Annotated in this window: 14 protein-coding genes; 9 read left to right on the top strand and 5 right to left on the bottom strand. The window is 73.0% G+C overall.

The window, feature by feature from the left end; all coding sequences use genetic code 11:
• Positions 1-155 precede the first annotated feature (155 nt).
• Positions 156-827 (bottom strand): aminoacyl-tRNA hydrolase, encoded by a 672-nt coding sequence (locus E1293_RS34210; RefSeq protein WP_132202052.1) that lies wholly within the window; start codon positions 825-827, stop codon positions 156-158.
• 100 nt (positions 828-927) lie between these two features.
• On the opposite strand from E1293_RS34210, the gene E1293_RS34215 reads away from it, so the two are divergent.
• Positions 928-2,010, top strand: a complete 1,083-nt coding sequence (locus E1293_RS34215) for an Rv1352/Rv1906c domain-containing protein (RefSeq protein WP_132202054.1) — start codon at positions 928-930, stop codon at positions 2,008-2,010.
• A 160-nt stretch (positions 2,011-2,170) separates the two neighbouring features.
• Positions 2,171-3,859, top strand: coding sequence for a LamG domain-containing protein (locus E1293_RS34220; protein ID WP_132202056.1), 1,689 nt, complete (start codon positions 2,171-2,173; stop codon positions 3,857-3,859).
• 60 nt (positions 3,860-3,919) lie between these two features.
• On the opposite strand, the gene E1293_RS34225 is transcribed toward E1293_RS34220, so the two are convergent.
• The gene (locus tag E1293_RS34225; protein WP_132202058.1) at positions 3,920-4,507 is read right to left on the bottom strand and encodes an HAD family hydrolase; all 588 of its coding nucleotides are present in this window, start codon (positions 4,505-4,507) and stop codon (positions 3,920-3,922) included.
• Between the two features lie 127 nt (positions 4,508-4,634).
• On the opposite strand from E1293_RS34225, the gene E1293_RS34230 reads away from it, so the two are divergent.
• A complete protein-coding gene (locus tag E1293_RS34230; protein ID WP_132202060.1) occupies positions 4,635-5,303 on the top strand; it encodes a TetR/AcrR family transcriptional regulator in 669 nt (222 codons plus the stop codon).
• Here the strand turns inward: E1293_RS34230 and E1293_RS34235 are convergent.
• Positions 5,290-7,425, bottom strand: coding sequence for an MMPL family transporter (locus E1293_RS34235; RefSeq protein WP_132202062.1), 2,136 nt, complete (start codon positions 7,423-7,425; stop codon positions 5,290-5,292). The genes E1293_RS34230 and E1293_RS34235 overlap by 14 nt on opposite strands.
• A gap of 257 nt (positions 7,426-7,682) precedes the next feature.
• Between E1293_RS34235 and E1293_RS34240 the strand changes: the two genes are divergently transcribed.
• Positions 7,683-7,913: a hypothetical protein gene (locus tag E1293_RS34240; RefSeq protein ID WP_132202064.1), complete on the top strand. Its 231-nt coding sequence runs from the start codon at positions 7,683-7,685 to the stop codon at positions 7,911-7,913.
• Positions 7,914-8,125: 212 nt separating this feature from the next.
• Here E1293_RS34240 and E1293_RS34245 read toward each other — a convergent pair whose 3' ends face one another.
• Positions 8,126-8,581 (bottom strand): flavodoxin family protein, encoded by a 456-nt coding sequence (locus E1293_RS34245; protein ID WP_132202066.1) that lies wholly within the window; start codon positions 8,579-8,581, stop codon positions 8,126-8,128.
• Positions 8,582-8,712: 131 nt separating this feature from the next.
• On the opposite strand from E1293_RS34245, the gene E1293_RS34250 reads away from it, so the two are divergent.
• The 5 genes from E1293_RS34250 to E1293_RS34270 all read left to right on the top strand — a co-directional run bounded on the left by E1293_RS34250 (position 8,713) and on the right by E1293_RS34270 (position 13,866).
• A complete protein-coding gene (locus E1293_RS34250; RefSeq protein ID WP_132202068.1) occupies positions 8,713-10,365 on the top strand; it encodes a bifunctional lysylphosphatidylglycerol flippase/synthetase MprF in 1,653 nt (550 codons plus the stop codon).
• Between the two features lie 69 nt (positions 10,366-10,434).
• A complete protein-coding gene (locus E1293_RS34255) occupies positions 10,435-11,661 on the top strand; it encodes a serine hydrolase domain-containing protein (protein WP_132202070.1) in 1,227 nt (408 codons plus the stop codon).
• A gap of 22 nt (positions 11,662-11,683) precedes the next feature.
• Complete coding sequence (locus E1293_RS34260) at positions 11,684-12,379, top strand: endonuclease V (RefSeq protein WP_132202072.1); 696 nt, start codon at positions 11,684-11,686, stop codon at positions 12,377-12,379.
• A gap of 83 nt (positions 12,380-12,462) precedes the next feature.
• Positions 12,463-13,035 (top strand): TetR/AcrR family transcriptional regulator, encoded by a 573-nt coding sequence (locus tag E1293_RS34265; RefSeq protein WP_207939256.1) that lies wholly within the window; start codon positions 12,463-12,465, stop codon positions 13,033-13,035.
• Between the two features lie 69 nt (positions 13,036-13,104).
• Complete coding sequence (locus tag E1293_RS34270; protein WP_132202075.1) at positions 13,105-13,866, top strand: glucose 1-dehydrogenase; 762 nt, start codon at positions 13,105-13,107, stop codon at positions 13,864-13,866.
• A 57-nt stretch (positions 13,867-13,923) separates the two neighbouring features.
• On the opposite strand, the gene E1293_RS34275 is transcribed toward E1293_RS34270, so the two are convergent.
• Positions 13,924-14,775: amidase family protein (locus E1293_RS34275; protein ID WP_243716944.1), on the bottom strand; the 852-nt coding region annotated here is incomplete at its 5' end.

Consider the following 14,775-nt stretch of genomic DNA (forward strand, 5'->3'; position numbering starts at 1 on the left):
TCTGCGGAAACGAATGGCCCGCACCGAACAACACCTCGATCTGCGCACGCTCAGCGAGCGTAAGACGACGTCCTGGCACAACAAGATCCTTCCAGGAACCTCGTTGCAACAGACACTAGAAACCGCCCGGTCGCATAACAACAACACGCCGCAAGTCAACGTTGGAGCCAGGCGATGGCGGTCATGGTGCCGGGTGGGATCTCGGTGAAGCCGCCGTCCCTTACCGCTACCGTCGCCTCCTTCACGCACTGCCGCCACGGCACGTCTCTCGCCAGGTGGACGGCCGCCCCGGCCTCGACCCATGCCGCCACGTGCTTGCGGCGGCCCTGCCGCAGGAGCAGTTGCGCGGCGTGCCCGCACTGGGCGGCGGCCTTCCCGGTCGTGATCGTGATGTCCGGGTTGAGGGCGATCACCGCGTACGGGGGCTCGGGCGGCGGGGCAGGCTCCTCGGCGTCGGCGAGGTCGAGGCCCGCGACCTGGAGCCTCGCCAGCTGCGGCGGGACGTCCGACACCGGGCCCGGCGGGAAAGCGCGCACCTGGGCGCCCGCGTGCGCGACGGTCACGCCGGGCAGCGCCTCCGCCTCCGGCCAGCGGACGCCGCGGGCCCGCCGGGCCACCTTCCTGATCCGCCGCGACTCCCACTCCCGGACGGCCTCGCGCCACTCCCCCTCGGGCGCGGCGGCGCGCGGGTCGGTCAGCACCCGGACGACCGCGGTCGCCGCCGCCTCGCAGACCGCGCCGTGATTGGGCGGATCGGCCTTCTCGGCCCGTACCACCAGTTGCATCGCCCACGGCGGGTCGTCAAGGGGGTCATAGTCAGGTCGCACGTGTGGAGTATTCCAAACCCGATCCGGCTTCCCCGGAGCGGATGTGGGTAATGCAACTCTTACCGTCCCCCGGACGTCGTTCAGGTACGGGAGGTCGCCGGTGGCCAGTGGCGCGTGGAACGATTCCATCCCGGGAATCGGTACGTTCTTCGTCGGGATCGACGTCGCCCCTGGCCGGTACCGATGCGAGAACGGCAAGGGCGGCTGGTGGGTGCGCTTCACCGGGCCGGGCGGCGGCGACCCCGTCGGCTCGTGGCCGCTGCCCGCCGGGCCCACCGAGATCGAGATCGCGCGCACCGACTTCGCGTTCGAGACCCATGTCGGCACCGTCTGGCGCCGCATCGCGCCGCCGCGCGACCCGGCCGACGGCGCCCCGGCCGAGCCGCGCCCGGTCGCCGACCCGGCGCTGCGCGCCGAACTGGACACGATCGTCGCGCGCCGCAAGCCGCTGCTGTGGCTGGCGCCCCTGTCGGTCCTCGCCCTCGGCCTGCTCGGCTCCCCGCTGCTCGGCTCGCTGTGGCTGATCGGCCTCGGCATGCTCGCGGTGCTGGTCGCGCTCGGCACCCCGTCGGTCTCGCTGGACCTGCGGCGCGCCCGGGAGCTGGAGCGGCGCCGCGACCGCTACCTCACCCCCGAGGACTTCGACGACGAGGGCCGCGCGCTGCTGGCCCGCGTCCAGACGGCGGTCGACGCCGTCCGCGACTCGCAGGTCAACCGGGAGGGCCTGCTGGACGCGGTCGACAACGCCGTCACGTTGCCGCGGCAGGAGTGGGAGATCGCGCAGGTCCTGGCGAAGCAGTCGAAGCTGCGCGCGGACCAGGACGAGATGGAGGAGGCCGCGGCCATCCCCGAGGTGGAGGCGGCGCTGCGTCCGCTGCGCGACAAGCTCGACATCTCGGTCGTGGCGGTGACGCGCCGCATCGAGGCGCTGGAGCGCTACGCCGAGCGGGCCAGGTCGGCGGACGAGGTGCTGCGCGCCCAGCGCCACCTGGAGTCGATCGCGGAGAAGGCGCACGAGTACGACGAGCTGCTCGCCGACACCGTCCGCGACGACCTGGCGCTGCCCGCGATCGAGCGGCTGACCGAGCAGGGCGACGAGCTCGTCCGGACGCTGCGCGAACGCCTCGCCCAGGCCGCCGAAGCGGGCGGCGAGGCCGGCGCCGAACTCCCGCCCCCGTCCTAGCCGGACGCCGTCTCCCCCACCGCCGCACGCAGTTGGAAGATCGTGATCTTTCCGCATCCGCGGCGCGGCCGGAGCGGTGCCAGGATCACGGCACCCAACTCAAAAGGGCACGAACGGCGTTCCTCCCCGCTGCGCCGCGTGCCGTGGCCTGGAGGTGTGGATGCGTCCACGTCGAACCATTCCGGTCCTGCTCACCGCGCTCGCGGTGGCGGCACCGATGTCCATTGCGGGGAGCATGGGAGCGGCTTTGGCCGAAGTCGTGCTGCCCGCGCCCACCGTCGCGTCGGCCGACTATCCGGCCGACGCGAGCTGGCACGGCGGCGTCGGGGTCTACGGCGACTTCACGTTCGACGACCCGAGTGACCAGGCGGTGCAGTACTCGGTGAACATCAGCGGCCAGCCGGGCCTGAACCTGCCCACGCAGGACGGGGCGCCGGTCACCGTGCCGATCGCGCCCTATCGCGGCGGGCCCGTCATCCTCGACGTCCAGTCCCTCGGCCCGGCCGGGGAGGTCAGCCCTCGGACCACGTACGAGTTCCGGGTCTGGACCGGCAACGGCGCGAAGGCGCACTGGAGGCTCGACGAGCCCACCGGGGCGCGTGAACTCGCCGCCGAGACCCCCGAAGGCGACGAGCCGGTCACCGCACGGGCGGTCGGCCGGGTCGCCACCGGCGCCGAGGGGCAGCTCGGGACGGGTGCGCGGCTGACCGGCGGACATGCCGACTCCGCCCCGCTCGTGGACACCAGCAAGAGCTTCACCGTGTCCGCCTGGGCCAGGCCGACGTCCGAGCGCGACTCCGTCGTCGTCGCCGCCACCGGACGCCGCAAGAACGCGTTCTCGCTCCGGTCGCGGGACGGGCACTGGGCGTTCGTGAAGTCGGACGCGGACTCCCGTGGCGCCGCGACCACGCAGGCCGTGGCCGAGCAGCCCGTCTACCCCGGGACCTGGGCGCACCTGATCGGCTCGTACGACGCGACGCAGAAGAGGCTGCGGCTCTACGTGAACGGGACCCTGGCGTCCGATGTCGCGTCCGGTGAGTCCGCGTGGAACGCGCAGGGCAGGCTGCGGATCGGCGCGGGCGTCCGGCCCCACGCGCACCCCTTCCGCGGCGGGCTGGACGAGGTCAGGGTGTACGACCGGATCATCGTCCCGAAGGAGGCGGCGGAGCTCCAGACCGTCCCGGCGCACGTGCGGGGCCGCTGGAAGTTCGACGTCGACGGCGCCGACGACTCCACGTTCGGCAACGCCATGGCGCTGCGGGGCGGCGCGGCGGTCGACCCGGCCGCCGGGGCGGACTGGTCGTCCCCGGCGGGCCTGATGCTGACCGGCACCGGAGCCTACGCGGAGACCGCGGGACCCGTCATCCGGACCGACCGGAGCTTCACCCTCTCCGTCTGGGTGGACACCGAACGGCTCCCGGCGAAGGCCGCGACGCTGCTGTCGCTGCCCGGCGAGAAGGTCAACCGGCTGGCGCTGCGCTTCCAGCCCGGGAGCGAACCCGGCAGGTATGCCTGGCAGGCCGCGATGGCCGACTCCGACAGCCCGGACGCGAAGGTCACGGTCGCCGAGCACACGGGGGTCAGCGGGTCCTGGGACCACCTCGCGGTCGTCTATGACGGTCCGACCCGGACGATGACCCTGTATGTGAACGAACAGCCGGACGAGGGCCGGTCGGTGAAGACGGAGGTCGGCGCGTTCGGTGCCAAGGGCGCCCTCCAGGTCGGACGGTCCGCCATCGGCGACCCCGAGTACTGGCCGGGACCCGTCGACGACGTCTGGGCCTTCCAGGGAGCCTTGACCTGGCAGCAGATCAGCGGTCTGCGCCCCGACGCCCCCACCTGGGGCTAGTCCGGCTGAACGCGGCCCGGCGGTGGTGCCTGAACGCGGGCGCCACCGCCGGCAGCCGTCCTAGCCGACGAGCTTGCGGACCTGGTCGCGGGACGTGAAGACCTCGGCGCGCATGCCGGTCTCCCGGGCGGCGAGGACGTTGCGCCGGCTGTCGTCGAAGAAGATGACGTCGGCGGGTTCGACGCCGAGGCGTCCGGCGCAGATCTCGTAGGCGCGGGGGTCGGGCTTGGCGACGCCGATGTGGCAGGAGTAGACGCGGGCGTCGAAGCGGGACAGCCAGGCGCCGTGGCGGGCCTCGAAGCGGGGCACCAGGTCGCCGATGATGTTGGAGAGCAGCCCGAGGGTGCGGCCCTCGTCGGCGAGGTCGCCGACGAGGGCGACCATGTCGTCGTCGACGTCGGTCCAGCTGTCGAGGTCTGCCTCGATCAGCGCGGGGACGTCGGGGAACGCCGCGCCGAGCACGCCGGCGACGTCCGCCCAGTAGGACGCGCTCTCCTGGCCGGCGTCGTAGGCGGGGCGGCAGGCCCAGTAGGCGTCCCAGAACGCGGGTCCGGCCACGCCGGCGATCTCCTCGATCCGCCGCACCGCCTCGGGGGTCTGGGTGCGGGCGATGACTCCGTACAGGTCGAACACGATCACATCGGGCATGGCCCCGAGCCTATGCGGCGCGGGCGGACGGCCCGGAATCGGCTGTAGCAAGCGCTTGTTGCAACCCGTACCCTGGTGCGGCCGCGGAAACGAGCAAGCGGTTGGGCGAGACGGGCATAATGAGAAGGTGACGACCACGAGCGCCAAGTCCGGACGATCGAGCACCCGCGCCACCGGGGAGGGCGGCGCCCGCCGCCGCGGCCGGGGAACGCCCGCCCTGGCGTCCGAGAGGCGCGCGCACCTGGTCCGGCTCGCGGCCGAGCTGTTCGCGGAGAAGGGCTTCCAGGCCACCACGGTCCGCAACATCGCCGACGAGGCCGGCATCCTGTCCGGCAGCCTCTACCACCACTTCGACTCCAAGGAGTCGATCGTCGACGAGATCCTCTCCGGGTTCTTCACCGACGTCATGGCGGCCTACCAGGCCGTCCTCGACGAGAACGACGACCCGCGGGACAGGATCGCCGGGCTGGTCCGGGTCGCGTTCGGCACCCTGGAGCCGCACCGGGCCGCCATCACGGTCATGCAGAACGACTGGAACTACCTGCGCGGCATGGACCGGTTCGCCTACCTGACCAAGTCCGAGGACGAGGTCGAGAAGATGTGGGTGAGCACGCTCCAGGCGGGCCAGGACGAAGGGGTCTTCCGCCCCGACCTCGACCCGAAGCTGACCTACCGGATGATCCGCGACACCGTCTGGGTGGCGGTCCGCTGGTTCCGGCCCGGCGGCCGCCTGAACGCCCAGGGGCTCGCCGAGCACTACCTCAAGGTGATGTTCGACGGCATCAACCTGCACTGACGCGGACGCCGGGCTCGCCCGCCGGCCGCTCGCGGCGGTCCGGCAGCAGCCGCCTGAGCGGCCCGGGGAGCCACCAGTTCGCCTCGCCGAACAGCTCCATCAGCGCCGGGACGAGCACCAGCCGCACGATGGTCGCGTCGATCAGGATCGCGACGCCGAGGCCGAGGCCGATCTGCTTGACGGCGACGTCGCCGCCGAGCAGCACCGACAGGAACACCATCACCATGATCGCGGCGGCCGCGGTGATCACGCGCGCGGTGCGGGACAGGCCGAGCGCGACGGCCTCGCGGGTGGCCACGCCCTCCTCGTAGGTCTCGCGGATGCGGGACACGAGGAACACCTCGTAGTCCATGGACAGCCCGAACAGGATCGGGAACATCATCAGCGGCACCCATGTGGTGACGGGCATGTCGGTGGGGAACCCGAGCAGCCGCCCGGCCCACCCCCACTGGACGACGGCCGTCAGCACCCCGTACGCGGCGGCGATCGACAGCAGGTTCATCAGGGCCGCCTGCACCGCCACCGTGACCGACCGGACGAGGCCGATGAGCAGCAGCAGCGACAGCCCGACGACGACGGCGATCAGCAGCGGCAGCCGGGTGGAGACGGCGTCGGAGAAGTCGATCGAGGCGGCGTTCGGCCCGCCGACGTAGGCCCGCGCGCCCGTCCCGCCGACGGCGCCGGGAATGACGTCGTCCCGCAGCGTGTGGACGAGCTTCGGCGTCCGCTCGTCCTGCGCGCCGGTCTCCGGGAAGGCGATGAGCATGGCCGCCTTCCCGTCCCGGCTGGCGCGCGGCGGCTGGACGGCGGCGATGCCGGGCGTCTCGCGGACGGCGGCGGCGATCCTGCCCGCCGCCTGCGTGCCGCCGCCCTCGGTGACGATGATCAGCGGCGCGGCGGTGCCGGGCCCGAAGCCCTCCGCCATGATCCGGCTGGCCCGGTAGCCGCTGTGGTCGTGCGCCTGGGTGCTGGAGTCGGGGAAGCTGAGCCGCATCGACAGCGCCGGGACGGCGAGGACCAGCAGGACCGCCGCCGCGCACAGCCCGGCGACGACCGGATGCGCCTGCACGGTCCGCGCCCAGCGCTCGGCGAGCGGGCGGCGCGCCCGGCCGAGCCCGGGGACGCGGAGCCGGTCGATGGCGTGCCCGGCGAAGCCGAGCAGGGCGGGCAGCAGCGTCACCGCCGCGAGCATGGTCATCAGCACGGCGACGCCGGCCGCGACCGCGACGCCGTTGAGGAGGCTCTGCTGCATGACGAACAGGCCCATCAGCGCGATCACGACGGTGGTGCCGGCGAACAGCACGGCGCGTCCGGCGGTGGTGACGGAGGTGACGGCCGCCTCCTCGGGATCGGAGCCCGCGTGCAGTTCCTCGCGGTAGCGGGTGACGATGAACAGCGCGTAGTCGATGCCGACGCCGAGCCCGATCAGCGCCGCGACGATCGGGCTGAACGACGGCGCGGGCAGCAGGTGCCCGATCAGCATGATCAGCGCGAGGCCGGTCCCGATGCCGAACAGCGCGGTGACGATCGGCAGGCCCATGGCCAGCACCGACCCGAACGCGATCAGCAGGATGACGATGGCGGCGAGCACGCCGATGCCCTCGGACGGGCCTCCGCCGGGCGTTTCGGCGGTGTCGACGGCCGCCCCGCCGAGTTGCAGCTGGACGGGCCCGGAGTCGGTGCGCACGTCGTCGATGAGCGCCTGCACGTCGGCCTTGGGCATGTCCTCGGCCGTGACGTCCAGGCTGCCGGTGGCGAACGCCGACTTGCCGTCCCGCGAGATCTGCCCGGGCGCCTGGTACGGCGACGCGACGAAGGCGACGTGCGGCGTCTTGGCGAGCCGGCCGATCGCCTCCTCGACGCGCGCCTTGGCCTGGGGGCTGCGCACCCCGCCTTCGGCGCGGACCGCCAGCGTGATCGAGTCGCCGCTCTGCTGCGCGAAGTGCTCGTCCAGCAGATCGGAGGCCTTCGCCGACCCGGAGTTCCCGCCGGAGAAGTCGTTCAGCGGTTCGGCGGCGAACCCGAAGCCCAGCACCATCACGACGATGGTGCCGGCGATCCAGGCGGCGACCGTCAGGCGCCGCCGCCGGTAGCAGTATCGGGCCAGTCTCGCGAGTCTCATGGAACCGCCTCCGCGGATGCGCCGCACCTAGGGAACCTGCCGTCGCGTCCAGCGTCCCTTCCCGGCTCGGGCCCGGTCATCCGGCGGACGATGTCATTCGGTCCGCCCGAATACATCTGTTGGAGTACATCCGGCGCGGTATCCCCCAGCGCGGGTGCCGAGCCCCATAGTGTGCTTAGTCACAATTTGCCGAGTTGGGGTGACGCTTTGGTCCGTGGGGACGCTGTTACTGGAGAGATTCACGGGGGGAGGGCGGCATGACGGCTCAACAGGGCGCTGCCGGTCGCGAGGAGCCCACGCCCGGGGCCATGCGCGCCGCCACCGCGCGCACCCTGCAGGAGCAGTTCCCGGGAGTGCGCGTCTGGTACGGCGAGGCGACCGGTTCCTGGTGGGCCATGGTGCCGCTGCGCGGGGGGCCGCGGCTGCTGGAGGCCCCGTCCCCGCAGGAGCTCCGCGACGAGATCATGGGCCTTCGCACGTACGGCTGACCGGCGGGCGGGCCCGGACGTCCCCGCGTACGCATGCCGCCCGCCGGGAACGGGGCGCGATCCGTCCCCAGCGGGCGTCTTTGAGGAAACTAACCCGAAAAGTCTTCAAGCACAAGCGCTTGCTCGGTTGACTGCGCGCGGCGTGCCCGCCCGGCTACGCCTCGTACCGGACGGACGCATCCCCCGGCCGCCGGCCCCGGGGCGCCTGCGTCTCAGACGCTCCCGAGTTCGGCGGCCGTGATCGCGCCGAGCTCCCAGCACGCCTGCAGATCGTCCCTGCCGGGTTCGCCGGTGACGACCACGGGCGGCTGGACGGCCTTCCACCTCAGCCCCGTGGTGATGGCGTCGAGGGCGCGCAGGGCACCGGTCGCGTCGTTGTTGCCGTGCAGGAACGCACCGAACGGGCGGCGGGCCGTCTCCTCCAGGCACGGGTAGTAGATCTGGTCGAAGAAGTGCTTCAGCGCCCCGGACAGGTAGCCGAGGTTGACCGGCGTGCCCAGGAGGTAGCCGTCCGCCTCCAGGACGTCGACGGCGGAGGCCGTCAGCGCCGCGCGGGACACGACCTCCACGCCGTCGATCTCGTCGGTGGACGCACCGGCCCGCACCGCCTCGAACATCGCCTGCACCGACGGCGACGGCGTGTGATGGACGAGCAGCAGCCTCTTCATCACCACGAGGCTAGCGGTGTTCCGCGCCCCCGTCGGGGGTATGTGCTCGCTGGACGGGGCCTCAAAGAACGTTCGATCTTGGGAATGAGTTCCAGGGGATCTTGGTTGGGGGCTCATCGGAGGTGTCCCTCGTGCACTCTGTGAAACCGGCGGCAGCACCGGCGGTGCGGCCGGTCTGGCCGCTCGCGCTCGCCACGCTGCTGGTCGCCGTGCTGATCGCGGCGCCCGCGCCGGTGCCGTCCCCGCACTGGCTCGGCCGGCTGTCCCGGATCGTCACCGGCAGCCCGCTCGCCCCCGCGCACGCAATCGCGATCGGCCTCGCGCTCGCGCTCGTCGCCCGCGGCGTCCTGCTGCGCCGCCGCGCCGCCTGGTACGGGCTCGTCACGCTGGTCCTCCTCGGCCTGCTCGCCGTCGTCTCCGGCGACGACCCGCTGTGGCGGCTGCCGCTGCTCGCCGCCGTCCTCGGCGGTCTGTGGCTGGAGCGCGACCGGTTCCCGGTGCGGCCGCACCCCGAGCGCGTCCGCACGGCGGTGAAGACCGGCGCGGTCCTGGTCGCCGTGGCCGTCGCCGCGTCGCTGCTCTTCGGCGGCGTGTCGGTCCGGTCCGTCGGCGCCGTCGCCGGCGGCCTCGGCGGCACCGGCGGGCCCATGGACGGCGCGTCCTGGCTGCCGGGCCTGCTCGGCCTCGCCGGCGCCGCGGGCCTCCTCCTGCTGGTCATCACGCTCCTCGCGCCCGACCCGGCGCCGCCGCCCGGCGACGAGGCCGAGCGCCGCCGCGTCGCGAGCCTGGTCTTCCATCCCGGTTCCGACACCCTCGCGCCGTTCGCGCTGCGCCGCGACAAGGCGTACGTGTTCAGCGCGGACGGCCGCGCCGCGATCGGCTACCGCGTGCTGTTCGGCATGGCGGTGGCGGGCGGCGACCCGGTCGGCGACCCCGCCTCGCACGCCGACGCCGTCCGGGCGTTCCGCGCGATGTGCCGGACGACGGGCTGGCGCCCGGCCGTGCTCGGCGCGAGCGACGCACTGCTCCCCGCGTGGGGCCCGTGCCGGTCGATCGGCTTCGGCGACGAGGTCGTCATCGCGCCCGGCGAGTTCACGCTGTCGGGACGGCAGATGCGCAACGTCCGGCAGGCGGTGAAGCGCACCGCGAACTTCGGCGTCTCGTCCGAGATCGTCTCCGAACGCGACCTCACTCCCGCGCTGCGCGCGAAGCTGCTCGACGTCGCGTCCCGCTCCCTCGGCGGCTCGGCCGAGCGCGGTTTCTCCATGAACCTGGACGAGCTGCTCACCGGCTACCACCCGGGAGCGGTCGTCGCCGTCGCCTACGGCGAGGACGCGGAGCCCATCGCGTTCCAGCGCTACGTCACCGCCGGCGAGGGCGTCAGCCTGGACGCGATGCGGCGCGCCCCGGACGGCCCGAACGGCGTCAACGAGCGGCTCATCGTCGAGATGATCGAGTACGCCGGCGGGCACGGGCACGGCGTCGTGTCGCTGAACTTCGCCGCCTTCCGCGCGTTGCTGGACGCCGGCGACCGCACCCCGCTGGAGAAGGCCGGCTACCGGGCGCTGCACCTCCTCGACCCGCTGATCGCGGTCGAGTCGCTGTACCTGTTCGACAAGAAGTTCCGGCCGTCCTACAAGCCGCGCAACGTCGTCTTCCGGTCGTGGTTCGACATCGCCTACCTGGCGGCGGCGCTGCTCACGCTGGAGTTCGGCCGGACGCGCCCGGCCCAGCGCGCCGCGGACCCGGTCACCGAGCCCGCCCACCACCTGGGCCGGTACTGACCGCGAGCCCGGCTCCGCGAGGTTTCCTAGAACGTGATTCTATGGAGCCCCCGCCTGAGAGGATCGCGTATGAGCAGCACGGTGCAGGGCCACTGCGATCCGGCGTTCGCCGGCGTCCGCGAGGTGTTCGAGCAGAACTTCGCCGAGGGACGCGAGCTGGGCGCCGCCGTCACCGTCTACGCGGGCGACCGCAAGGTCGTCGACCTGTGGGGCGGCGTCGCCGACCGCCGCACCGGACGCGAGTGGCTGCCCGACACCCCCTGCTTCGGCTTCTCCTGCACGAAGGCGGTGACGGCCGCGGCGGCGCTGCTGCTCGCCGAGCGCGGCGCCTACGAGGTGGACGGCCCGGTGACCGGCTGGTGGCCGGAGTTCGGCGCCGAAGGCAAGGACGGCGCGACCGCCGCGCACCTGCTGTCGCACCAGGCGGGCCTGCCCGCGTTCGCGCGCACCGTGCCGGCGGAGGAGGCTGCCGACGCCGCGGCGCGCGCGTCCGAGCTGGCCGGGCAGAAGCCCGAGTGGACGCCCGGCGAGGCGCACGGCTACCACGCGCTGACCTACGGCTGGCTGGCCGGCGAGATCGTCCGGCGGCTGTCCGGGCGGACGGTCGGCGCCTTCGCGAAGGACGAGTTCACCAGCGACCTCGACCTCTGGATCGGATCCCCTGACGACGTCATCGAGCGCGCCGCGAAGCTGTCGGCCGGACGGCGCACAACTGACGGCGCCGGAGGTGCCTCGGGGGGCGCGGGGGGTCGTCCCCCCTCGAAGGGCACGGTCGGCGCGGACTCCCCCAAGACCGCCCAGCACGACATGCTGAAGCGGCTCGCCGCGGCCTACACCGACCCGGAGAGCATGATGAACCGGGCGATGAACAACCCGCACCCGGGCAAGGGCGGCTACAACAACCCGGTCGTGCTGCGGGCCGGCTGGCCGTCCGCCGGGATGATCACCACCGCGCCCGCGCTCGCCGGCTTCTACCGCGACCTCGTGGCGGGGCGGATCCTGCGCCCGGACACGCTGCGCGAGGCCCTGCGCCCACGTGCCAGCGGCCCGGATCGCACGCTGCTCGTGGACAGCGCGTTCGGCCTGGGGTTCATGCGCCCGTCGCAGACGTTCTTCACGCCCAAGCCGGGCCGGGCGTCGGCGTTCGGCCACACCGGCGCGGGCGGCTCGATCGGGCTCGGCGACCCGGAGGCCGGGCTCGCGGTCGCCTACCTGCCCAACCTGATGGGCGACCAGGCGGCGGGCGACCTGCGCGCCTTCCGGCTGACGCAGGCGGCGTACGCGGGCCTGTCGTGAGCGGGCGGTAGCGTCCCGGGCCATGGACGTACGCGATCTGCACCCTTGGCCGTCCACCCCGGAGGAGGCCGAGGCGATCCAGGACCTGCTGCGTCCGATGCTCGAACTGGACGTTCCGGGCCCGGCCGCGCCGAGCACCGTCGCGGGCCTCGACGTCTCCTACGCGGGCGACGGCGGCGGCACCGGTGACCGCCTGGCCGCCGCCGTCGTCGTCCTGGACGGGACGACCCTGGAGGTCGTGGAGGAATCGGTCGCCGTCGGCACGGCCGCGTTCCCGTACGTCCCCGGCCTGTTCGCGTTCCGGGAGCTGCCCACCCTGCTGGAGGCCCTCCGCGGCCTCACGACCACGCCCGGCCTGCTCGTCTGCGACGGGTTCGGGATCGCGCATCCGCGGCGGTTCGGGCTGGCGTGCCACCTCGGCGTCCTGACCGGCCTGCCGGCGATCGGCGTCGGCAAGACCGCGTTCATCGGCACCTACGACCAGCCCGGAGCGAGGCGCGGCGACGCGGCCCCGCTCAGGGACGGCGGCGAGGTCGTCGGCCGGGTGCTCCGGACCCGCGACGGCGTGAAGCCGGTGTTCGTCTCCGTCGGCCACCGCACCGACCTCGGCACCGCGTGCCGCAACGTCCTCGCCCTCGCGCGCGAGTACCGGCTGCCCGAGACGACACGCAGGGCGGACCGGCTGTCACGGGACGCACTGGCGGCGGCGTCCGGGTAGCGCTTTTGCCCTGGAAGATGGCAGGCTCTCCCCAAAGCAGGCGTGGACCAGCCCAGGTCACCCGCGATATCTGGACGGTGCCCATGGACATCCGGCCGATGCGGGCCGACGCCCGCCGGAACTACGAACGGCTGATCACGACGGCACGGACCGCGTTCATGGAGCACGGCACTGGCGCGTCCCTCGACGACATCGCCAAGCGCGCGGGCGTCGGCTCCGGCACGCTCTACCGGCACTTCCCGACCCGCGACGCGCTGCTGCACGCCGTCCTGCGGGAGCGGATCGACGGCCTCCTCGCGCACGCCGACGAGCTGCTGGCCGGGGAGCCGGACCCGCAGGCGGCGCTCGGCCGCTGGCTGCGCACCTACCTGGCTGGCGCCGCGACCCCGCGCGGCACGTCCACCGTGATCATCGAGGCGATGTCGGCGGAATGGGCGGACACCGGCCTCGGCGCGGCGGCCACCGCGATCTGCGACGCGCTCGGCCGGCTGCTGGAGCGGGCGCAGCGGGCGGGGACGGTCCGCGCCGAGATCGACCCGGGCGACCTGCTGCGGCTGACGAACGCGGTCGGCGTCGCGTCCGAGCGCACCCCCGACCCCGGCGCGTTCGCCGACCGGATGCTGACGCTGCTCTTCGACGGCCTGCGCACCGGGTAGGGCCGCCTTGTTCAGTTGACCAAGCGTTCGCTAGGTTGGCCGGACGGCAACGGGCGACGAGGAGCGTTGATGGGGCAGCTTGACGGCAAGGTGGCGCTGATCACCGGCGGCGCGCGCGGGATGGGCAAGGCGCACGTCCGCCGGTTCGCGGACGAGGGCGCCAAGGTCGTATTCGGCGACGTCCTGGAGGAGGAGGGCGCGAAACTGGCCGCCGACCTCGGGGACGGCGTCCGGTTCATCCGGATGGACGTCTCCAAGGAGGAGGACTGGCGGCGCGCCACCGAGACCGCGACGACGGCGTTCGGCGCACTGAACGTCCTGGTCAACAACGCCGGCATCCTCCGGCACAAGACCATCGAGGAGATGGCGCTGGAGGAGTTCCGCCAGATCCTCGACGTGAACCTGATCGGCCAGTGGCTCGGCGTGAAGACCGTCACCGCGCCGATGCGCGAGGCGGGCGGCGGTTCCATCGTCAACGTGTCCTCGACGGAGGGCTTCATCGGCGCGGCCGGCCTCGCCGCCTACAGCGCCAGCAAGTTCGGCGTCCGCGGGCTGACCAAGTCCGCCGCCCGGGAGCTGGGCCAGTACGGCATCCGGGTGAACTCCATCCACCCCGGCGGCGTCCTTACACCCCTGACCATGCAGGACGACATCGTCTCGGCCACGGCGAGCAGCGCCGACGCGTTCATGAAGGCGCTCCCCCTCGGCCGCATGGGCAAGACGCAGGAGATCTCCGGGCTGGTCGTCTACCTCGCGTCGGACGACTCGTCCTACTGCACCGGCAGCGAGGTCCTGGTCGACGGCGGCATGCTCACCGGCGCCGGGTACTGAAACGCGACGGACCGCCGGTACCGGCTTGGACCCCCGCACCGGCGGCCCGTCACGGGTCTACGGACGCCGCTGCGCCCATCCTTCGACGGCCTCCAACTGCGCGGCGAGCGAGATGAGCGTCGCCTCGTCGGAGTCATGCCCGAGCAACTGCGCGCCGATCGGCAGCCCGGCCTTGGTGAACCCGGCCGGCACATTCACACCGGGCCACCCCAGCACATTCCACGTCCACGCATAAGGGCACGCCGCCGCGACCCCCGACTGGGTCTTGTGGTACCCGGCCCCGTCGAAGGCCCCGACCCTCAATGGCGGCTGGGCGGTCGTGGGCGTCATCACGACATCGGCGAACTGGAAGATGCGCCCGGCCTTTCGCCGCAGATACGGGTCCATTCTCTTCGCCACGGGCAGCAGCCGCTTGCCGATGACCCGTCCCATCCGCGCTTCGGCCTCCGTCCGCGGATCGGGCCGTGGATTCGGCAGGGAGTCCAGCCAGTCGGCGACCCCAGCCGTCCCGCGCGGAATGAGCCCGAGCCCCACGAGCCCGTAATCCGGATCGGCGGGGAACACCTTGTGCCCGAGATCGGTCAGCCTCCGGGCGAGCCGCTCGACCGCCAGCCGGATCTCCGGGTCAAGCCGTCCGCTGACCCCGAAGGCCGTCCGGAACGAAATGGCGATCCGCAGCCTCCCCGGCTCCCTCTTCGCGGCCTCCGCGAACGGCGTCACAGGCGGATCGACCTGGTACACGTCCTCGGGATGACTCCCACTCAGCACATCGAGCAGCAAAGCGGCGTCGCCGACACTCCGCGCGAGCGGCCCCCACACCGTGATGCCGTTGAATGGATCGGTCTGCGGATACCCGGAAACCCGTCCGCGCTGGGGCTTGATGCCCACCAGCCCCGTCCAGGCCGCCGG

Origin of the sequence: Actinomadura darangshiensis (genome assembly GCF_004349235.1) — a bacterium.
Taxonomy (GTDB): domain Bacteria; phylum Actinomycetota; class Actinomycetes; order Streptosporangiales; family Streptosporangiaceae; genus Spirillospora; species Spirillospora darangshiensis.